The 21025-nt window shown below is 69.6% G+C and carries 21 protein-coding genes; 15 read left to right on the top strand and 6 right to left on the bottom strand.

All coding sequences use genetic code 11. From position 1 onward, the window contains the following. The first annotated feature begins 213 nt into the window (after positions 1-213). Positions 214-1518: a M20/M25/M40 family metallo-hydrolase gene (locus VG899_05850; protein HWA65876.1), complete on the top strand. Its 1305-nt coding sequence runs from the start codon at positions 214-216 to the stop codon at positions 1516-1518. On the opposite strand, the gene VG899_05855 is transcribed toward VG899_05850, so the two are convergent. Continuing rightward, positions 1515-3389: an AAA family ATPase gene (locus tag VG899_05855; GenBank protein ID HWA65877.1), complete on the bottom strand. Its 1875-nt coding sequence runs from the start codon at positions 3387-3389 to the stop codon at positions 1515-1517. The genes VG899_05850 and VG899_05855 overlap by 4 nt on opposite strands. Positions 3390-3413: 24 nt before the next feature. Further along, the gene (locus VG899_05860) at positions 3414-4397 is read right to left on the bottom strand and encodes an aldo/keto reductase (protein ID HWA65878.1); all 984 of its coding nucleotides are present in this window, start codon (positions 4395-4397) and stop codon (positions 3414-3416) included. A 136-nt stretch (positions 4398-4533) separates the two neighbouring features. Between VG899_05860 and VG899_05865 the strand changes: the two genes are divergently transcribed. The 5 genes from VG899_05865 to mshC are packed head-to-tail and all read left to right on the top strand — an operon-like array spanning position 4534 to position 8919. Then, positions 4534-5583: an LLM class F420-dependent oxidoreductase gene (locus VG899_05865; protein ID HWA65879.1), complete on the top strand. Its 1050-nt coding sequence runs from the start codon at positions 4534-4536 to the stop codon at positions 5581-5583. A gap of 15 nt (positions 5584-5598) precedes the next feature. Beyond that, entirely contained in the window at positions 5599-6288 is a 690-nt protein-coding gene (locus tag VG899_05870) for a histidine phosphatase family protein (protein HWA65880.1), read from the top strand. A gap of 44 nt (positions 6289-6332) precedes the next feature. Continuing rightward, entirely contained in the window at positions 6333-6890 is a 558-nt protein-coding gene (locus VG899_05875; protein HWA65881.1) for a DUF3090 domain-containing protein, read from the top strand. A 32-nt stretch (positions 6891-6922) separates the two neighbouring features. Further along, entirely contained in the window at positions 6923-7654 is a 732-nt protein-coding gene (locus VG899_05880) for an SCO1664 family protein (protein ID HWA65882.1), read from the top strand. A gap of 35 nt (positions 7655-7689) precedes the next feature. Continuing rightward, on the top strand, positions 7690-8919 hold the full coding sequence (mshC, locus tag VG899_05885; GenBank protein HWA65883.1) for a cysteine--1-D-myo-inosityl 2-amino-2-deoxy-alpha-D-glucopyranoside ligase: 1230 nt from the start codon (positions 7690-7692) through the stop codon (positions 8917-8919). Positions 8920-8964: 45 nt separating this feature from the next. Here the strand turns inward: mshC and VG899_05890 are convergent, their stop codons facing one another. Beyond that, the gene (locus VG899_05890) at positions 8965-9768 is read right to left on the bottom strand and encodes a PAC2 family protein (GenBank protein ID HWA65884.1); all 804 of its coding nucleotides are present in this window, start codon (positions 9766-9768) and stop codon (positions 8965-8967) included. Between the two features lie 76 nt (positions 9769-9844). Continuing rightward, positions 9845-10309, bottom strand: coding sequence for a universal stress protein (locus tag VG899_05895; protein ID HWA65885.1), 465 nt, complete (start codon positions 10307-10309; stop codon positions 9845-9847). Positions 10310-10426: 117 nt separating this feature from the next. On the opposite strand from VG899_05895, the gene VG899_05900 reads away from it, so the two are divergent. Next, positions 10427-11074, top strand: a complete 648-nt coding sequence (locus VG899_05900; protein ID HWA65886.1) for an HAD family phosphatase — start codon at positions 10427-10429, stop codon at positions 11072-11074. Here VG899_05900 and VG899_05905 read toward each other — a convergent pair. After that, entirely contained in the window at positions 11009-11896 is an 888-nt protein-coding gene (locus tag VG899_05905) for a PD-(D/E)XK nuclease family protein (protein ID HWA65887.1), read from the bottom strand. The two genes, VG899_05900 and VG899_05905, sit on opposite strands and share 66 nt — an antisense overlap. 103 nt (positions 11897-11999) lie before the next feature. On the opposite strand from VG899_05905, the gene VG899_05910 reads away from it, so the two are divergent. From VG899_05910 to prcA, 8 genes are all read left to right on the top strand, one after another. Then, positions 12000-13145: a site-2 protease family protein gene (locus VG899_05910; GenBank protein ID HWA65888.1), complete on the top strand. Its 1146-nt coding sequence runs from the start codon at positions 12000-12002 to the stop codon at positions 13143-13145. 30 nt (positions 13146-13175) lie between these two features. Further along, positions 13176-14039: a tRNA (adenine-N1)-methyltransferase gene (locus VG899_05915; GenBank protein HWA65889.1), complete on the top strand. Its 864-nt coding sequence runs from the start codon at positions 13176-13178 to the stop codon at positions 14037-14039. A 240-nt stretch (positions 14040-14279) separates the two neighbouring features. Further along, positions 14280-15929 carry a proteasome ATPase gene (gene arc, locus VG899_05920; GenBank protein HWA65890.1) on the top strand — a complete coding sequence of 550 codons (1650 nt, stop codon included), beginning with the start codon at positions 14280-14282 and terminating at the stop codon, positions 15927-15929. Positions 15930-15969: 40 nt separating this feature from the next. Then, on the top strand, positions 15970-17502 hold the full coding sequence (dop, locus tag VG899_05925; protein HWA65891.1) for a depupylase/deamidase Dop: 1533 nt from the start codon (positions 15970-15972) through the stop codon (positions 17500-17502). A 119-nt stretch (positions 17503-17621) separates the two neighbouring features. After that, positions 17622-17831 (top strand): ubiquitin-like protein Pup, encoded by a 210-nt coding sequence (locus tag VG899_05930; GenBank protein ID HWA65892.1) that lies wholly within the window; start codon positions 17622-17624, stop codon positions 17829-17831. 429 nt (positions 17832-18260) lie between these two features. Next, complete coding sequence (locus VG899_05935; GenBank protein HWA65893.1) at positions 18261-18557, top strand: endonuclease domain-containing protein; 297 nt, start codon at positions 18261-18263, stop codon at positions 18555-18557. 136 nt (positions 18558-18693) lie between these two features. Then, on the top strand, positions 18694-19455 hold the full coding sequence (gene prcB, locus VG899_05940) for a proteasome subunit beta (GenBank protein HWA65894.1): 762 nt from the start codon (positions 18694-18696) through the stop codon (positions 19453-19455). Positions 19456-19498: 43 nt separating this feature from the next. Next, positions 19499-20194, top strand: a complete 696-nt coding sequence (gene prcA / locus VG899_05945) for a proteasome subunit alpha (GenBank protein ID HWA65895.1) — start codon at positions 19499-19501, stop codon at positions 20192-20194. 4 nt (positions 20195-20198) lie between these two features. Here prcA and VG899_05950 read toward each other — a convergent pair whose 3' ends face one another. Then, entirely contained in the window at positions 20199-21011 is an 813-nt protein-coding gene (locus VG899_05950) for a hypothetical protein (GenBank protein HWA65896.1), read from the bottom strand. Between the last annotated feature and the right edge of the window lie 14 nt (positions 21012-21025).

The following is a 21025-nucleotide window of genomic DNA, read 5'->3' on the forward strand; positions in this document are numbered from 1 at the left end:
CTACTGCGCGTCGCCCGGATCGACGGCTGGACCGCGTTGTCGTCGTCGGCGGTAGCGCTGCTACCGCGCTCCTCCTCCGCCTTGCCAGCCGCCGCCCGGATCGCCGCTCGCGACGGACGGCATTGATCAGTGATTCCCTAGTCGCCCTGCCGGCCTGGTCGTGGCGCGCCCCGTTACGGGTAGCGTCACGACCAGGGACGGAAGGACGGTGCGATGACCGCAGCCGGAATCACCGAGCGCGCCGACGACGAGGTCGTCGAGATCTGTCGTGATCTGATCCGGATCGACACGACGAACCCGACGAGCAACGAGCGCGCGGCGGCGGAGTGGGTGGCTGCCCGGCTCACCGACTGCGGCCTGACGCCGGAAATCTTCGAGTCCGAACCGGGTCGGGCCAGCGTCGTCGCGCGCTGGAGCGGCGAGGACAGCAACCGCGACGCGCTGCTGATCCACGGCCACCTCGACGTGGTGCCCGCGAACGCCGACGACTGGCAGGTCGACCCGTTCTCCGGCGAGGTGCGCGACGGGTGCGTGTGGGGGCGCGGTGCCGTCGACATGAAGGACATGGACGCCATGGTGTTGGCGCTCGTGGCCGACTGGACCCGGCAGGGCAAGCGGCCGCCCCGCGACGTCGTACTCGCCTTCGTCGCCGACGAAGAGGCCGGCGGGATCTACGGCGCGCACCATCTCGTCGACCACCACGCGGAGCGGTTCGAGGGCTGCACCGAGGCGATCAGCGAGGTCGGCGGGTTCTCGATGACGATCGGCGAGCGGCGGCTGTACGCGATCGAGACCGCCGAGAAGGGCATCGCCTGGCTGCGCCTGGTCGCCAAGGGCATGGCCGGGCACGGCTCGATGCTCAACGACGACAACGCGGTCACCGCACTCGCCGAGGCGGTCGCCCGAGTCGGCCGTCACACCTTCCCGATCGAGCTCAGTCCGACCGTCGAGACGTTTCTGCGCGCGATCTGCGAGGAGCTCGGCATCGCCTTCGACCCGAACGACGTCGAGGGCGTGCTGGCAAAGCTCGGTCCACTCGCCCGGATGGTCGGAGCCACCGTCCGCCACACGGCCAACCCGACGATGCTTCAAGCCGGTTACAAGCAGAACGTCATCCCGGGAGAGGCGCACGCCTATCTCGACTGCAGGTTCATGCCGGGCGGCGAGGAGAGCTTCCGCCAGCAGCTCGCCGAGGTGGTGGGTCCGGACGTCGCGATCGAGGTCGTGCAGACCCAGATCGCCTACGAGACGACCTTCGACGGCGACCTGGTAGCGGCGATGACGGCAGCGATCGTCGACGAGGACCCGGGCGCGAAGGTCATCCCGTACGCGCTGTCCGGCGGCACCGACGCGAAGTCGTTCTCCGAGCTCGGGATGCGCTGCTTCGGCTTCTCGCCGTTGCGGCTCCCGCCGGACCTCAACTTCATCGGCATGTTCCACGGTGTCGACGAGCGGGTGCCGATCGATGGTCTGCGCTTCGGCACCCGGGTGTTGAGCCGACTGCTGGCCACGGCCTAGCCGGCGACGCTGTCCCGCAGCAGGCCCGCCAGTCGGGTACGTCGGGGCCGAGCGCCGACCTCGCGCACCCCCCGGGCGAGCGCAGGTCCCGCCGCATGGACGATCGACAGGTGACGTTGGGCGCGGGTGAGCGCCGTGTAGACGAGCGGACGCGACAGCATGCCGGTGGCCTCCGGCGGCAACACGACGACGACCGCCGGCCACTCCGAGCCCTGCGCGCGGTGGACGGTGATGGCCCAGCCGTGGACGACGTCGTGCAGGGCCTTTCCCGGCACCGGGATCGGCCCCGCGCCGAAGTCGACCACCAGCCGGTTGTCGGAGTCGGCCACGACGATCCCGACCTCGCCGTTGGCGAATCCGTCGTCGAGGTGGTTCGCGGTCGCGACCACCCGGTCGCCGACCCCGAAGCCACGTACTGACCCGGTGGCAGGGTTGAGGGCCGCCTTCAGGACGGCGTTCAGCGCCTGCGTGCCCGCCGAGCCGCGGTGCACCGGTGTGAGGACCTGGATGTCGGCGGGCTCGATGCCGAGCGCTCGCGGAATCGAGTCCGTGACCAGCTGAGCGACCCGGCGCGCGGCTTCCGCCGGCCCGTCCGCGGCGATGACGACGACCTCTCGCGTCGGGTCGTCGACCGCGGGCAGCTCACCGCCGCGCACGGCCGTGGCCAGCCGTGCGATCGCGCCGCCTTCCGCCTGGCGGTAGAGGGTGGCGAGCTCGGTCGAGGGCAGGACGGCGGCGTCGAGCAGATCCCCGAGGACGCGTCCCGGCCCGATCGACGGCAGTTGTGCGGGGTCGCCGACCAGCATCAGGTGCGCGCCGTCCGCGCACGCCTCCACCAGCGCGGCCGCCAGCTCGACGTCGAGCATGGAGGTCTCATCGACGACGATCACGTCGGCGTCGATCGGCCATCCTTCGCCGCGAACGAAGTCACCGGAGCGGCCTTGCGCCCCGAGCAGCCGGTGCAGCGTCGACGCGTCCCGGTCGGTGAGCGCAGCCAGCCGCTTGGCGGCTCGCCCGGTCGGTGCGGCGAGCGCCACCCGCTGGCCGTGGCGTTCGGCGAGTGCGACCACGGCCGCCACGGTGCGGCTCTTGCCGGTGCCGGGACCGCCGTGCAGGATCGACACGCCGTGCTGGGCGGCCGCCAGCACCGCCGCTTGCTGCGCCTCGTCCAAGTCGCTGTCCGGCGCGAGCACCTCGGCCGGATCACAGATCGGCTGCGCCGACGCGACCAGCCGGGCGAGGCCGTCTGCGATCGTCTCCTCCGCGATGGCGAAGCGCTCGAGGCCGTAGTGCATCACCGCGTCGTCGGTATCGGACGGCAGCACCCGACCGTCCGCCAGCGCTGCCCGAAGGGCCGCGTCCGGGTCCGGCGCGTCGAGGCCCGCCAGCGCCGCGCTCAGGGTCGGTTCGGGCAGCACCGTGTGACCGTCTCGGGCTGCCCGGGTGAGCGCGTAGATCACCTGCGCCCGGCCGCGGCGCGGGTCGGTCTTCTCGGGGCGGTCGTCGAGGGTCGCGAGGGCGAACCGGTCGGCGGTGCGGACGTCCACCCCGGGGACCTCGAGCAGCCGCCACGGATCCTCGCGCAGCAGGTGAGGCGCCTCGGCACCGAAGAGCTCGACCGCGCCGAACGCCGAACGCACCGGCAGACTCGCCGCGAACAGCAGCTCCGAGACCGCAAGCCGCGGCGCGGCGCCGTAGAACGCCTTGGCCAGCTGCTCGCCCCGCAGGCTCGTGACGCCCTCGATCGTCGCCAACGCCGCGGGCGTGACGTCGTCTGGGGAGTTGATGTGGGCGCCCGGCAGCGCAGCGGCCAGTTTGCCGAGCCCGGGCCAGAGTCCGGCCTCGCAGAACGCTTCGAATGCGGAGTCCACCAGGTGCGTCGCTGCCGGTCGCTCTCAGCGGTCCAGCGGGGTCGGAACCTCGGGGTAGCCGATCTCCGGTGCCGAGATCTCGTCCAGCGCGGTGCGGATCTCCTCCGGCAGCACCGTCGAGTCAGCCTCGAGGGAGCTGCGCAGCTGCCCGGTCGTGCGGGCCCCGATGATCGGTGCGGTCACCCCGACCTGGTCGCGGACCCACGCCAGCGCGACCGCCAGCGGCGAGACGCCCAGCCCGTCAGCGGCGGTCAGGACGGCGCCGACGATCCGCGAGGCGCGATCGTCGAGGTAGGGCCGGATGAAGCTGCCGTAGTCGCGCGAAGCGCCGCGCGAGTCGGCCGGCGTACCGGTCTGATACTTGCCGGTGAGGACGCCGCGTCCCAGCGGCGACCAGGCGAGGATCCCGATCCCGAGGCTCAGCGTCGCCGGCACCACCTCCCGCTCGACGCCGCGCTGCAGCAGCGAGTACTCGACCTGCGTCGAGCAGATCGGTGCCCGGCCCGGCCATGCCCGCTGCCAAGTCGCCGCCTTCGCGGTCTGCCAGCCGGAGTAGTTGCTGATCCCGACGTAGCGAGCACGCCCGCTGTCGACTGCCGTGTCGAGCGCGGCAAGCGTCTCCTCGATCGGCGTCCGCGGATCCCACTGGTGCAGCTGCCACACGTCGACGTGGTCAGTGTTGAGACGCGCCAGCGACTGGTCGAGCGCGTCGAGCAGATGGCGCCGCGACGCGTCACGGTCACGCTCCTCACCGCGACGCAGTCCCGCCTTGGTGGCCAACACGACGTCGTCGCGCTTGACCGTGCCGTTGAGCAGCTTGCCGAGGACCCGCTCGCTCTCGCCGTTGACGTAGACGTTCGCGGTGTCCACGAGGTTGCCGCCCGCGTCGAGGAACGCGCGAAGCTGGTTGGCGGCGTCCTCAGGGTCGGTGTCGCGACCCCATCCCATCGTCCCCAGCGCCAGGTGCGACACGTAGAGACCGGTCGTCCCGAGTCGACGCTGCCTCACGTACGCCTCCCGACCCACCGGCTTGAAGTGGAGCCGGCCACGCCGGCACTACGGATCGGAGGCTATCGGCGCGCGCCGACCGCGGCCCCGCGACTCACCGATCACCCCGGACCGGCGAGGCCACTACGCTGCGCCAATGCGACTTGCACTCAACCTGGGGTACTGGGGCCTGACCAGCGACGGCGACAACGTCGCCATCATCCTCGAGGCCGAGCGGCTGGGATACACGAGCGTGTGGACCGCCGAGGCCTACGGCAACGACGCCGCCACCGTGCTGGCCTGGCTGGCGGCGAAGACGACCAAGATCGAGCTCGGTAGCGGGATCTTCCAGATCCCGGGCCGTTCACCGGCGATGGCCGCGATGACGGCCGCGACGATCGACACGCTGTCGGGTGGCCGGTTCCGGCTCGGGCTCGGCGTGTCCGGCCCGCAGGTCTCCGAAGGGTGGCACGGCGTCCGGTTCGACAAGCCGGTCGCCCGCACCCGCGAGTACATCGACATCGTCCGGCTGGCGCTGGCCCGCGAGCGAGTGCAGTACGACGGGGAGCACTACGTGCTGCCGCTGCCGGACGGTCCGGGCAAGGCGCTGAAGATGATCATTCACCCGATCCGGGAGTACCTCCCGATCTACCTCGCCGCGATCGGACCGAAGAACCTCGAGCTGGCCGGGGAGAAGTGCGACGGCTGGCTCGCGATCTTCTACGACCCCGAGTTTGCGCCTGAGCTGCTCGCGTCGGTGACCGCCGGCAAGGAGCGCGCCGGCCGCGCGGACGCGCCGTTCGACGTCATGCCGACCACGCCGGTGATCATCGGCGACTCGGTTGAGGAGTGCGCCGAGCCGATCCGCGGCTACGCGGCGCTCTACATCGGCGGCATGGGCTCGCGAGAGCAGAACTTCTATAACCGGCTGGCCTGTCGCATGGGCTTCGAGAAGGAGGCGGGCGAGATCCAGGACCTCTACCTCGACAAGAAGTACGCCGAGGCCGCTGCCGCCGTACCGCTGGACTTCATCGACCGGACCTCGCTCATCGGTCCGGTCGACCGGATCGCTGAGCGGATGCAAGCGCTCGCTGCCTCCGGGGTGACCACGGTCAACGTGAGCAGCTACGGCGGCACGCTCGACGAGCGGCTGGCCACGCTGCGTTCGCTGGCCGACGCATTGGACAAGTCCGGCGTCGGGGACTAGCGGGCGGCTCAGGGCGTGACGACCGTCCTGCTGGTCCGACACGGTCTGACCGACGCGAACACCGGCGGCACGCTCGCCGGCTGGACGCCTGGGGTGCATCTGGCGGCCAAGGGGACCGAGCAGGTCCAGGCGCTCGCCACGCGGCTTGCGACGGTGCCGCTGACCGCCATCGTCAGCAGCCCGCTCGAGCGCTGCCAGGAAACCGCAGCCGCCCTCGCGGCAGGGCGCAGCGGGCTCGACGTCACGACCGACGACCGGTTGGGGGAGTGCCGTTACGGCGACTGGCAGGGCCAGCCGCTGAAGACCCTCGCGAAGGACCCGCTGTGGAAGGTCGTGCAGACCCATCCGAGCGCGGTGACCTTCCCCGGCGGTGAGTCGCTGCGGGAGACCCAGTCGCGAGCCGTGGCGGCGGTGCGTGACCACAACACCCGGCTGGGACCCGACGCCACCTGGGTGGCCGTCAGTCACGGCGACGTGATCAAGGCGATCCTCGCCGATGCGCTCGGCGTCCATCTCGACGGCTTCCAGCGGATCACGGTCGATCCGGCCTCGGTGTCGATCGTCACCTACACCGAGCTGCGGCCGTTCGTCGTCCGGATGAACGACATCGGCGGCGACCTCACCGGCTTGATCCGGCCGGCGCGCAAACGGCGCAAGCGGACGTCGGATGCGGCGGTCGGCGGTGGTGCCGGAGGTGGGTCGTAGGACGCCACCCCAGCACCCGCGCGTCAACATCTATGGTGGCCCTTGTGCCCGGCCGTGAGTTCGCCTTCGACCCGCCTGAGCGGTTCGTGGCGGGCACCGTCGGCCAGCCCGGGCAGCGCACCTTCTACCTCCAAGCGAGCGGGCGCGGCCGGACCGTCTCGGTGGTGTTGGAGAAGATGCAGGTGTCAGCGCTGGCCGAGCGCCTCGACGATCTGCTCGACGAGGTACGCCGACGCCAAGGCGAGAGCTCGACGGTGCCCGCAGTGGCCCCCTCCCAGCTCGAGGACGTTGCTCCGCTGGACTCGCCGATCGAAGACGAGTTCCGGGTGGGCACCCTCGCCTTGGCCTGGGACGAGGACGACGGCCTCATCGTGATCGAGGCGCAGTCCGCGGTCGCCGACCCTGAGTCGGGAGCGGTCGATCCGGACACTGACGCCGACACGCTTCGGGTGCGGATCTCCCCGGGTGTCGCGCGTGCCTTCTCCAAGCGCGCGTTGCGCGTCGTCGCGGCAGGGCGCCCGCCGTGCCCGCTGTGCGGCAACCCGCTCGACCCGGAGGGCCACATCTGTCCTCGGCAGAACGGTCATCTGCACGCCGGGTGACCGGGCCCGAGTCGGCCGGTGACACTGGAGACATGACGGCCCCCGCCTCCGAGCTCGGCACGGATGACGTGCTGCGCCTGCTGCGCGACGGCGAGCTCTCGATCCAGGGGCAGCTCTATGACGCTTCCAACGCCACCCTCTACTGCGAGGTGAGCCTCGCCGGAGTGTCCGCGGCGTGCGTGTACAAGCCGATCGCCGGCGAACGTCCGCTGTGGGACTTCCCCGACGGCACGCTGGCGGCGCGCGAGGTGGCGGCGTACGTGGTGTCGGTCGCGACCGGTTGGGACGTCGTGCCGCCGACCGTCATGCGTGACGGGCCGTACGGGCCGGGGATGTGCCAGCTGTGGATCGACGTCGACGAGACGGTCGACCTCGACCTGCTGGTCCGCAGCACGATCGAGCCGCTGCGGCGGATGGCGGTGTTCGACGCGGTGATCAACAACGCCGACCGCAAGGGCGGCCACCTGCTTCCGGTCGCCGACGGACACGTGTACGGCATCGACCATGGGGTGTGCTTCTCCGCGGATGACAAGCTGCGGACGCTGTTGTGGGCCTGGCGGGGCCAGCCGCTCACCGACGAGGCTCTCGACATGCTGAGCGGGCTGCGGGTCGAGCTCGCCGGCGTGTTGGGGGAGGCCCTCGAGGATCTGCTGACGATGCGTGAGGTGGAGGCGACGCGGCGCCGCGTCAACCGTCTGCTCCGCAGCGGTCGACACCCGCAGCCCAGCGGCGACTGGCCGCCGATGCCCTGGCCGCCCTTCTGAACGACCGCGGCTGAGTCACCCGTAGGCTCCGGTTCGTGCGTTCCTGGGACTCGCCTGTCGTGCCGCGGCTGGCCGCGCACGGCGTCGAGTCGCTCGACGAGGCGGTGCGGGTCCACGACACTGCTACCTCGGGGCTTGTCGCGCTCGACCTCCACAAGGCTCAGCTGACGCTCTACGTCTGCGGCATCACGCCCTATGACGCGACTCACCTCGGCCACGCCGCGACCTACCTGCTCTTCGACGAGCTGCAGCGAGTGTGTCTCGACGCCGGCACCCCGGTTCGCTACGTGCAGAACGTGACCGACGTCGATGACCCGCTCCTCGAACGTGCCGCCGCAACCGGCGAGGACTGGCGTTCGCTGGCCGAGCGCGAGATCGCGTTGTTCCGGGAGGACATGGCGAGCCTGCGGATCCTTGCCCCGGCCGAGTACGTCGGGGCGGTCGAGGCGATCCCGGACGTGGTCGAGGCCATCGTCCGGTTGCGCGACGCCGGGGCGGCGTACGACCTCGACGGCGACACGTACTTCGCAGCGTCGGCTGCGCCCGGCTTCGGCGAGGTCAGCCACTACGACCGCGACGAGATGCTGCGGCTGTCGGCCGAGCGTGGCGGCGACCCCGAGCGGTCGGGCAAGAAGGACCCGCTCGACTGCCTGCTCTGGCAGCGGGAACGCCCCGAGGATCCTGCCTGGGATACCGCTGTCGGCCGTGGCAGGCCCGGGTGGCACATCGAGTGCGCGGCGATCGCGATGCGTCACCTCGGGTCGCGAATCGACATCCAAGGGGGCGGTGAGGATCTTGTCTTTCCGCACCACGAGCTGAGTGCGGCACAGGCCGCCACCCTGAACGGCGAGGCCGGTTTCGCCACTGTCTACGTGCACCAGGCGCTGCTGGCCTACGACGGCGAGAAGATGTCGAAGTCCAGAGGCAACCTCGTGTTCGTCTCCAAGCTGCGCGCAGCAGGGGTGGACCCGATGGCGATTCGCCTCGCCCTGCTGGCCCACCACCACACCCAGCCGTGGGAATGGACCGCCCAAGACCTCGAGGCGGCACAGACACGCCTGGTCAGTTGGCGCGCTGCGTTCTCGCGCCTGGCCGGCCGGCCGGCCGAACCCCTCATCGAGGCAATGCGAAGGGCCCTGCGAAACGGCCTCGACATCCCAGCAGCGCTACAAGCAGTCGACGCCTGGCTGTCGAGCGAGGGAAACGACGCGAAGGCCCCCGCACAGGCCAAAGCGGCTGTCGACGCACTACTGGGAGTTGTCTAGCGCGGTGGGGTCAGGATGCGGCCCCGCCGCAGCCGCCCAACTACCTCAGTCCGCTGAGTCGTGCCGCCGCAGGTAGCGCTCGAACGCCCGGGCGATCGCCTCGCCGGAGGCTTCCGGAAGCGAGCTCTGGTCGTCGCGCAGCTCCAGCGACGCGATGTAGTCCGCGATCTCGCCGTCGTCCTGCGCCAACGCGTCGACGTCGTTCTCCCACGTCTGCGACGCCTCGGGCAGCGTGCCGAGCGGGACGGTCAGATCCAGTGCGTCCTCGACGCGGTGCAGCAGTGTCAGCGTCGCTTTCGGGCACGGCGGCTGCGCGAAGTAGTGGGGAACGCTGGCCCAGTAGGTGACGACGCGGCGGCCGGTCTCGGCGAGGGCGTGGTGGAACACGCTCACCACGCCGGTCGGCCCTTCGTAGCGTGACTTGGTCAGACCCAGGCTCGACGCGAGCGCGTCGTCGGAGGCCGAGCCGTTGACGTCGATCGGTCGGGTGTGGGGGACGTCGGCGAGCAGAGCCGCCAAGCAGACCACCTGGTCGACCTCGAGCTCGTCGGCGAAAGCGACGAGCTCCTCGCAGAACGCCCGCCACCGCATGTTCGGCTCGAGACCGCGCAGGAGAACCACCTCCTGCTCGCCGACCGTCGCCAGCGCCAGCCGCGTGGTGGGCCAGTCGATGCGCCGGGTGACGCCGTCCACGAGTCGCACCGTCGGGCGGTTGACCTGGTAGTCGTAGTAGTCCTCGGGGTCGATCGCGGCGAACGGTTTCGCCTGCCACTCCTGCTCGAGGTGCTCGATGGCGTTGGTGGCTGCGTCCGCTGCGTCGTTCCAGCCCTCGAAGGCCGCAATCATCATTCGCCGACGACCGGAGTCGCGGGAGACGCTCACGTCGCCAGGGTATGCCTGACCGAAGGCCACGGCGGCTGCGTTGCTAGACCCTGCCGCCGCCCGTGGTGTGCACGATCAGCACGTCGCAGGAGGCGCGGTGGCTGATATTGGCCGGTACCGAGCCGAGCAGGCGTCCGGCCAGGCTGTTCAGTCCGCGGTTGCCGATGATGCACAGGTCCACCTTGTGACCCTCGACGAGCGCCACGAGGACGTCCACCGGGTCACCGGCCTCGGCAACGGTCGTGACCTTCTTGGCTCCGGCCTTGGTGGCGATGCCCTTCGCGTCGGCGAGTGCGTCCTCAGCCGGGTTGGCGCCCATCACCTTGTACGCCGCGTCGCCGAGCTCCTGGCTGGCGCGGTTGCGGTCACGCTCGGAGATCGGCTGGTAGGCCGAGGCGATGATCAGCCTCGCGCCGGTGTCGGCGGCGACTGCGGCGGCGCGCTCTACGGCGCGAAACGACGAGGCCGATCCGTCAGTCCCGACGAGGATGGTCTTGTAGCTGGCCACGCGTGCTCACCCCTGGCTGCAGTCTGTGCTTGCTGACGGACGCACGCACCGTATCGGAGGCTTCCGGAACAGTCACGGAGCGAAGCGGCTCCGCGCCGAGGCCTACCATCGGTCGCGATGCCAGCCGTTCTGTTCGACATGGACGGGCTGCTCGTGGACAGCGAACCGCTGTGGACCCGAGGCGAGATCGACCTGGCCGACCACCTGGGCGGAACCTGGAGCGACGACCTCAAGGCCGCCATCATCGGCACCCGGCTCGACACCGCCACCGCAACGATCCTCGAGTGGTACGACGTGCCGCGCGGTGAGGCGGAGGTCCAGGCGGCGATGAGCTTCCTGCTCGACCGGATGGTTGAGCTCTACCACGAGCAGCTGCCGCTGATGCCGGGCGCGCTCGAGCTGCTCGACGACCTGCGGGCTGCCGGCGTACCGACCGCCTTGGTGTCCTCGTCGTATCGCGTCCTGGTCGACGCGACGCTCGATGTGGTCGGCCACGACCGCTTCGACGTGAGCGTCGCCGGCGACGAGGTCGGTCACGGCAAGCCGCACCCGGCGCCCTATCTCGAGGCGTGCCGCCGACTCGCCATCGCACCGGCGAATGCGGTCGCGCTCGAGGACGCCATCAGCGGAGTGACGTCGGCGGAAGCGGCAGGCTGCAAGGTCGTCGCTGTCCCGTGGCTGGTGCCGATACCGGCCGCATCAAGCCGGGTGTTGGTCACCAGCCTGAGCGAGCTCTCCGCCGCTCGGCTGCTGTCCCTGTTGTGAGGTGCCGACCAGCTCCGGCGGCGTCCCGCCGAACTCCGGACAGAACTCCTGGAACGAACACCAGCTGCAGAGCTTGCTCGGCTTGTGGCGCCAGTCGCCACTGGCACGCGCCTTCTCGATCGCGGCCGCGATCGCATCGACCTGGCGCTCGAGGGACTCGAGATCCGCGGCGTCGGGGGTGTAGTCGAGCACCTCGCGGTCGCGCAGGTAGTACAGCCGCAGCAGGCGCGGCAGGACAGCGGTCGTGCGCCACAGCACCAGCGCGTAGAAGCGCAGCTGGAACAGGGCCTTGCCCTCGAACGCCTCGCTGGGCGCCTTTCCGCTCTTGTAGTCGACGACCCGCAGGTCGCCGGCCGGCGAGCGGTCGAGGCGGTCGATGAACCCTTTGAGGTGTACGCCGGAGGGCAAGGTCATCTCGACCAGCACCTCACGCTCGGCGGGCTCGACGCGGCGCGGGTCTTCGAGGGTGAAGTAGCTGCCGATCAGCTCCTTGGTCGTTGCGACGAGGTGGGCCAGGCCTCCTGGCTCGCGGTCGACGAGGGCGGCGAGGTCGGGATCCTCAGCGAGCAGCGCCTGCCACCCCGGCTCCACGTCGTCGGCCGCCGCACCGACGGTTCGCTGTGCCGCCGGGAGGTCGAACAGCCGCTCGAGGACGCCGTGAATCACGGTCCCACGCGCGGCGTCGAGGCTCGGCGGCTCGGGCAGCCGGTCGATGACGCGGAACCGGTAGAGCAGGGCACAGTTCTTGAAGTCCAACGCACGTGACGGCGACAACGACCACTCGCGGGCCTGATCGACCGTGGCCTCGGTCAGCGTGGACATGAGGGGACCGTAGACCGTCGTACCGACAAAATCGCGTGGCACACGGCGCGAGCCGGGGACCAATCCTGAGCCCGGATTCACACGCCGCCTCTACGATCGAACCGTGAGCGAGCAGTCGCCACGGCAGCCGTCCCGGCTCGTGGCGGGCATTCCGGCAGGGCGCATCTTCGGTGTGCCGCTGGTCATCTCGCCGGCCTGGATCGTGCTGGTCGTCGTCGGCACGGTCGCCGCGCCCGCCGAGATCCGCGACAACATCACGGTGAGCCCGGCCGGCAGCTACCTCGTGGCGTTGGCGCTGATCCTGCTCGTCTACGCCGCGGTCCTCGCCCATGAAGCCAGTCACGTGCTCGTCGCGAAGGCGTTGGGGCTTCGGGTCGGCCGGGTCGTGCTCCAGCTGCTCGGCGCGGTCTCGGAAGTGCTCGACGAGCCGCAAACCGCGGGTCGGGAGTACCTGGTCGCTGCCGTCGGCCCGCTGACCTCGGTGCTGCTGGCCGGAGTCGCGGCCGCGATCGGCGCGTCGTTCCCGGAGCACTCGGTCGGTTGGCTGCTGGCCAACTCGACAGCGACCATCAACGGGGTGGTCGCGGCGTTCAACCTGCTGCCGGGGATGCCGCTGGACGGCGGCCGGCTGCTTCGAGCGGCGCTGTGGCACGTGACCGGCGACCGCATGCGCGGGCTGCTGATCGCCGGCTGGGTGGGCCGGGGCGTTGCCTGTGCCACCGCGGGGGCGGCACTGTTCGCGCCGAGCTATGACTCCAGCAGCGACTCGTTGGCCTCGCTCTACCTGCTGGTCGTCGCCTACTTCATCTGGTGGAACGCCTCGATCTCCATCGCGCAGGCGCGGGTCGGTGCGGTCATCCCCAGGATCGAGCTGTCACGCCTGCTTCGCCCCGCGCTGACCGTCGAAGCGCAGCTGCCGCTGGCCGAGGCGGTACGCCGCGCCCGCGCGATCGGTGCCCGGGCCCTGGTCGTGGTGGACGGCCGCGACCGGTGGTCGGGGATCGTGTCCGAGGCGGCGGTGCAGGCCACGCCGGCCGAACGGCAGCCGTGGATGTCGGTCAGTGATCTCGCCCGTCCGGTCGAGGCCGGCCTGGTGCTGTCCCCGTCGCTGAGCGGTGAGGACCTGATGACCGCGGTCCAGCAGACGCCGGCGACGGAGTACCTCGTCGCCGAGGCCGGGGGCGCCCTTCAGGGGGTGCTGTCGCGCGCGGACCTCATCGCGCTGTTGCGGGCGTTCGGAGTTCGCTAGTCGCCGCCGCCGTCCGGTAGACATCCTGAGGTGACCAGCAAAGCCGCCGCGCCGCGCCGGGGCCTCGGCCCGCTCGCGGCGGGCGACCTGGTCCAGCTGACCGACCCGAAGGGCCGGATGCACACGATTGCGCTCACCCCCGGCAAGGAGTTCCACACCCACCGCGGCGTCATCGCTCACGACGAGCTGATCGGGCAGCCCGAGGGCATCGTCGTCACCTCCGCAGGCGGCACCGACTACCTGGCGTTGCGCCCGTTGCTCAGCGACTACGTGCTCTCGATGCCGCGCGGCGCGACCATCGTCTATCCGAAGGACGCCGCGCAGATCGTGGCGATGGCGGACATCTGCCCGGGCGCCCACGTCGTCGAAGCGGGCGCGGGGTCGGGAGCGCTGACCTGCAGTCTGTTGCGGGCCGTAGGCAGCGCGGGCACGGTCACCTCCTACGAGCGGCGTGATGAGTTCGCCGACGTCGCCCGCTCCAACGTCGAGCGTTTCTTCGGCGAGGCTCCGCCGACCTGGCGGCTCGAGGTCGGCGACGTCGTCGACGCGCCGGGGGAGGCCGTCGCCGACCGGGTGGTGCTGGACATGCTGGCGCCATGGGAGGTCGTCGAGGCGAGTGCGCGGCTGCTGGTCCCCGGAGGGGTGTTCTGCGCGTACGTCGCGACGACCACCCAGCTGTCGGCCACCGTGGAAGGACTGCGCACCCACGGCGGCTTCGCCGAGCCGGCACCCTGGGAGACGCTGGTGCGCGGGTGGCACGTCGACGGTCTCGCCGTACGCCCCGACCACCGGATGATCGGTCACACCGGGTTCCTCGTGACCGCGCGACGACTGGCGCCCGGGGTCACCGCACCGCCGCGGCGCCGCCGGCCGTCGAAGGGCGCTCCCGGCTGAGGCGGGTGATTTCCGGATCAGGGCGTTTCAGGCGACTCGCGGGGAGCGACTAATACCGAGATTCGTCGTTTGGCTCAGTTATAGGCTCGATACGCACGAGAACGGAACCGACCAAGGAGGTGGGCCGTGCCTGCACGCGAGGATGCTGAGGCACGCGCCGCCAGGTCGGAGGGACGAGCTCAGGAGCTCGCCGACCAGGTGGCCTACTTGGAAGCTGAGATCGCCAGCTTGCGCCGCCGGATGACGGTCGCGCCGCGCGGCGGCCTCGGTGTCGAGGAGCGGCTCGCGCAGCTGCAAGCCGAGCTCTCCGGTGCCCTCAGCCGCAACGAGCTGCTGGTCAACACGCTCAAGGAGGCGCGCGAGCAGATCGTCGCCTTGAAAGAAGAGGTCGACCGGCTGGCCCAGCCGCCGTCGGGCTACGGCTACTTCATCGGCCGGCACGAGGACGGCACCGTCGACATCTTCACCGGCGGTCGCAAGCTGCGCGTCGCGGTGTCCCCCTCGATGGAGGCGGACGAGCTGCGCCGGGGCCAGGAAGTGATGCTCAACGAGGCGCTCAACGTCGTCGAGGCGCTGTCGTACGAGCGGCAAGGCGACATCGTGATGCTCAAGGAAGTGCTCGACGGCGGTGACCGTGCGCTGGTGATCGGGCACACCGACGAGGAGCGCGTGGTGATGCTGGCCGACTCGTTGCTCGACGTGTCGCTTCGCCCCGGCGACTCGCTGATGATCGAGGGACGATCCGGCTACGCCTACGAGCGGATCCCCAAGTCCGAGGTGGAGGAGCTCGTCCTCGAAGAGGTCCCGGACATCGACTACGCCGACATCGGCGGGCTGCGCGACCAGATCGAGATGATCCGCGACGCGGTCGAGCTGCCGTTCCTGCACAAGGACCTGTTCATCGAACACCAGCTCCGGCCGCCGAAGGGGATCCTGCTCTACGGCCCGCCCGGTTGCGGGAAGACGCTCATCGCGAAGGCCGTCGCGAACTCTCTCGCCAAGCAGGTGGCAGCGGCCGGGAAGGGCGAAGGCCGGTCGTACTTCCTCAACATCAAGGGCCCTGAGCTGCTCAACAAGTACGTCGGCGAGACCGAGCGGCACATTCGGCTGGTGTTCCAGCGGGCGCGTGAGAAGGCCAGCGAAGGTACGCCGGTCATCGTGTTCTTCGACGAGATGGACTCGATCTTCCGCACCCGCGGGTCAGGCGTGTCCTCGGACGTCGAGAACACGATCGTGCCGCAGCTGCTGAGCGAGATCGACGGCGTCGAGGGGCTCGAGAACGTCATCGTGATCGGCGCGTCCAACCGCGAGGACATGATCGACCCGGCCATCCTGCGCCCGGGCCGGCTGGACGTGAAGATCAAGATCGAGCGGCCCGACGCCGAGGCGGCGCGAGACATCTTCTCGAAGTACCTCGTCAGCGACCTCCCGCTGCACGCCGACGACCTGTCGGAGAACGGCAACTCGCGCGAGGCCACCCTCGAGGCGATGATCCAGCGCACCGTCGAGCGGATGTACGCCGAAAGCGAGGAGAACCGGTTCCTGGAGGTCACCTACGCCAACGGGGACAAGGAGGAGCTGTACTTCCGCGACTTCAACTCCGGCGCGATGATCGAGAACATCGTGGCTCGGGCGAAGAAGATGGCCATCAAGGACTTCCTCGAGTTCGGCCAGAAGGGCCTGCGGATCAACCACCTTCTCTCGGCGTGCGTGGACGAGTTCAAGGAGAACGAGGACCTGCCCAACACGACGAACCCGGACGACTGGGCGCGGATCTCGGGCAAGAAGGGTGAGCGGATCGTCTACATCCGCACGCTGGTCACCGGCAAGCAAGGCGACGAGTCCGGTCGCAGCATCGACACCGTTGCGAACACGGGTCAATACCTCTGAAGAACCCGGGCTGAAGCCCACCGACGACTAGCCTGGACTCATGGCGGTCAGGCGTGTCATGGGCACCGAGACCGAGTACGGCATCGCGGTGCCGGGACACGGCCCTGCCAACCACATGCTCGCCTCGAGCCAGATCGTCAACGCCTATCTGAGCGCCACCAACCGAGGCGGCCGTGACCGCAGTCCGCGGTGGGACTTCGAGGAGGAGTCACCGCTTCGCGACGCGCGGGGTTTCGACGTCGGGGGCGCCAACTCGCGGGAGCCGGACGTGCTCGCCGACGACGAGGTGGGCCTGGCCAACGCGATCTTGACCAGCGGCGCCCGGCTCTACGTCGATCATGCCCACCCGGAGTACTCCTCGCCGGAGGTCACGAACCCCCGTGACGCCGTGATCTGGGACAAGGCAGGGGAGAAGGTGATGGCTCGCGCCGCCGAGCACGCCGTCCGCATCCCAGGCGCCGGGCAGATCCAGCTCTACAAGAACAACACCGACAACAAGGGCGCGTCGTACGGCTCGCACGAGAACTATCTGATGCGACGCGAGACGCCGTTCGCAGACATCGTCCGCTACCTCACGCCGTTCTTCGTCACGCGTCAGGTGGTGTGCGGCGCGGGCCGGGTCGGCATCGGCCAGGACGGGCACGGCCACGGGTTCCAGATCTCGCAGCGGGCCGATTTCTTCGAAGTCGAGGTCGGCCTCGAGACGACGCTGAAGCGGCCGATCATCAACACCCGCGACGAGCCGCACGCCGACCCCGAGCGCTACCGGCGCCTCCACGTCATCATCGGCGACGCCAACATGAGCGAGCTGTCGACCTACCTCAAGCTCGGGATGACCTCGATCGTGCTCTCCATGATCGAGGAGGGGTGGTTCGTCGAGAGCGGCGTCGATCTCGGCATCGAGGCGCCGGTCGCGGCGCTGCGAGCCATCTCCCACGACGCTTCGCTCACCCACACCGTGAAGCTTCGCGACGGGCGAACGATCCGGGCCATCGAGCTCCAAGCCGAATACCTCGAGCAGGCACGGAAGTTCGTCTCCTCGCGGTACGGCGCAGATGCCGACGCGGACACCGTCGACGTGCTCGGCGAGTGGGAGACGGTTCTCGGCAAGCTCGCCGACGATCCGATGTCGCTGGCCGGCGAGCTCGACTGGGTGGCGAAGCTGTCGCTGCTCGAGGGCTATCGGGAACGCGAGGGCCTCGACTGGGACGCGCACAAGCTCCAGCTGGTGGATCTGCAGTACAGCGACGTGCGCGAGGACAAGGGTCTGTACAACCGGCTGGTCGCGCGCGGCCGGATGCGCCGGCTGATCTCGGACGCCGAGATCGACCGCGCGGTCGCCGAGCCGCCCACCGACACCCGCGCCTACTTCCGCGGCCGCTGCCTGGCGAAGTACGCCGCTGATGTTGCCGCCGCGTCGTGGGACTCGGTGATCTTCGACGTCGGTCGTGACTCGCTGCAGCGGGTGCCGATGCTCGAGCCGCTCCGGGGCACGAAGGCGCACGTCGAAGGACTCCTCGCGCGCTGCGAGACCGCTGCCCAGCTGGTCGATGAGATCACCGGAACGCGCTAGTTCGACGGGCTCGCTTCCACGGCCGCACGCTGGACGGCTTCGTCAGCGTCGCCGAGTAGCGTTTGAGGTCAGACCCCGACAGCACTGATGGGCGCGCAGAGCGCGACGGGAGGCTTTCCATGGCGACACGTGACGACGGCGGCCAGAAGAGCGCGTCACGCCGGACCGACGACGTGGCCGAGGTCGAGGAGGTCGACACCTCTGACGTCCAGGAGCGGCATGCCGAGCTGACCGATGACGTCGACGACATCCTCGACGAGATCGACAGTGTCTTGGAGCAAAATGCCGAGGAGTTTGTGCGTGGTTACGTTCAAAAAGGGGGAGAATAGGGGCTGATGTCCGACTTGGGAGCCGAGTGCCAAGTGCCGGAATCCAAGAGATGTCTCGATTGCGGCATGGTCAAGAATCTCGACGACTTCTCGTACTCACCAAGGGGCGTCGCGAGCCGCAACAGCTACTGCAAGGTCTGCATGCGTGAACGGTCCAAGGCCTCGTATCGAAAGCGGCTCGCAGCCGCAGGACGGGCCGTCCGAGAGCCGCGCGTGCTTGCCGACGGCGAACGGTGGTGTGCCGACTGTGAGACCGCGAAGCCGCTAGATCAGTTCCCTCGCAATCGATCCGATCCGAGCGGCCACGGGAGCTATTGCAAGCCGTGCCACAACGAGCGTGGTCGTGAAAGCCGCGAGCGCCTCCACGGTGGAAGTCGCGAATACCACCTTCGCCACCGATACGGGATCGGACAGCGTGAGGTTGATCAGATGATCGCTGAGCAACTCGACACGTGCGCCGCGTGTCGTAAGGCCAAGCCCGAGCACGTGGACCATGACCACGCGACCGGCAAAGTCCGTGGCTTGCTCTGCTTCAACTGCAACCAGGCGTTGGGCAACATCCGCGATGACGTCTATGCCCTGCGCGGCCTCATCAGGTATCTCGACGCGCACAACTACAGTCGCGGACGCCCGGCACGCGAGGAACACGACCTTCGACCGCTCAGCGTGGTTTACGGCGGCAGGATCCGTTCTCGCGGGACAAGGGTGGCGATGCGCTTTCGGTGAACCCTGGCGCACCTTCGTCGTGAACTCGTGACAGGGTGGGCGGGTGGATCTCTCCGACGGGACGACCTTGCCGGCCGCGTTCTTCCAGCCCGGCTCGTCGTCGTTCAGCGACTTCCTGTCTCTTCACGCGCCGGAGATGCTGCCGGGTAAGCGGGCGCAGGTGATGGCGAACGCGACTCCGATCGAGGCGCCGCACGGCACGACGATCGTTGCGGTGACCCACACCAGCGGCGTCATCCTTGCCGGCGACCGCCGCGCGACGATGGGGAACGTCATCGCGCAGCGTGACATGGAGAAGGTCTTCGAGGCAGACGAGTTCTCCGCCGTCGGCATCGCCGGGACCGCGGGCGTCGCGATCGAGCTGGTTCGGTTGTTCCAGGTCGAGCTCGAGCACTACGAGAAGCTCGAGGGCACCACGCTCAGCCTCGAGGGCAAGGCGAACCGGCTCTCGTTGCTGATCCGCAATAACCTGCCGATGGCGATGCAGGGGCTTGCCGTCGTACCGCTCTACGCCGGCTACGACCTCGAGGCGGACTCACCGGAGCGGGCCGGCCGGATCTTCTCCTACGACGTCACCGGCGGCCGGTACGAGGAGCGCCACTTCCACTCGGTGGGCTCCGGGAGCGTCTATGCCCGTGGCGCTTTGAAGAAGCTCTACCGCGACGACTTCACCGAGGCCGACGCGATCCTCGCGAGCGTCCACGCGCTCTACGACGCCGCCGACGAGGACTCCGCCACCGGCGGGCCGGACCTCACCCGCAGGATCTATCCGGTGATCACGACGGTCACCGCCGACGGCTTCCGCCGGCTCGGGGACGACGAGGTGGCCTCGATCACCGAACAGGTCGTCGCGGAGCGGATGACGAGCCCCGGCGGACCGCAAGCCCCGCTCCACTAGTCACGCGCCCGACAGCAGCACGAAGAGAGGACCACGACCAGCGATGACGATGCCCTTCGGCTACGTCTCACCCGAGCAGGTCATGAAGGACCGAGCGGACTACGCCCGCAAGAACATCGCGCGCGGCCGTGCGGTGCTCGTCATGAGCTACGGCGGCGGAATCCTGTTCGTGACCGAGAACCCCTCCAGCGCTCTGCACAAGATCTCCGAGATCTACGACCGCATCGGGTTTGCCGCGGTCGGCAAGTACAACGAGTTCGAGAACCTGCGAGTGGCCGGCGTACGCATGGCCGACCTGCGCGGTTACTCCTACGACCGTCGTGACGTCACCGGCCGCGCGCTCGCGAACACCTACGCCCAGGTGCTCGGCACGATCTTCTCGAGCGGCGGCGAGAAGCCGTTCGAGGTCGAGTTGACCGTCGCCGAGGTGGGCGACTCGCCCGCCGGAGACCAGCTCTACCGGCTGACCTACGACGGCAGCGTCGCCGACGAGGAGGGCGTCGTCGTGATGGGTCCGGCCGCCGACGACATCGGCACGGTGCTGCGCGAGAACCGCACCGACGACATGGACCTCAGCGCTGCGCTGAAGCTCGCCGTCCGGGCTCTCACCTCGGCCGAGACCGAGCCGCGGGAGATCTCCGCGGATGCCCTCGAGGTCGCGATCCTGGATCGGGCCCGCCCGCGTCGTAAGTTCCGCCGGCTCCGTGATGCCGCGGTCGCCGAAATCCTTGCCGGCTAGCTGATCAGACCCGCTGCCCGGCGCGCACCAGCCGGATGTGGCGGAATCGTGGCACCTCGCGCAGCAGCTTGATCGCCTTTGCCAGGCTGTAGACCTGGCCCGGCGTCTGAAACAGCGGTACGTCCGGGATCGGACCGGCGGGCAGCACCGTGAGCATCCCGACGAGCTTGTCTGCGACCGTGACGGGGGCGCCCGCGTCAGCCGTCTTCAGCATTGCCGTCGAGGTCACGTCGGTGGCCCAGCCGGCGTTGTGCGTCCCTCCGGCCGAGCCGCTCGCCGACCCGAATCGCAGCGCGGTGCCGGACGCCGGCATCGACGTCGACACCATGCGCGGGCCTGAGGTGTCGGGGATGGTCGCGGTGACCCGAGTCCGGTCACGGCGGTCCACGCGGATCAGCGCCAGGTCGTTGAAGTAGCAGCGATCTGGACTGCGGACGCCGGTCTTCTGCATCTCGGTGAAGGAGTTGTAGACCAGCGTGCCGCGATATATCGCACCGCCGATGGAGGCCGGCACACCGCCAGGGCTCACCGGCTCGACACAACCGTCCTGCACCTTGCCGAGGTCGATCCCGCCGCACGACGCCGGTACCGCCAGGTAGACGGTGGCGCCCTGCCGCATGACCGCGCCGATCTCGCAGCTGATGTCGCCGAAGTTCACCTCACCGCCCGGGTGGATGGTCTTGGCGGCCCCGGCCCCGGTCGCGCTCGTCGCGGCGGCTACGGCTGGTGAGATCGCCAGGGCAGACAGCGCCGGCGCGGCCAGCAGCCCGGCGGATGCGGTCGTAACGACCATGGCGCGAGCAACCCGCGACGCCACAGACACCTCCACAC

It is taken from the genome of Mycobacteriales bacterium (genome assembly GCA_035550055.1).
Taxonomy (GTDB): Bacteria; Actinomycetota; Actinomycetes; order JAFAQI01; family JAFAQI01; genus DASZTV01.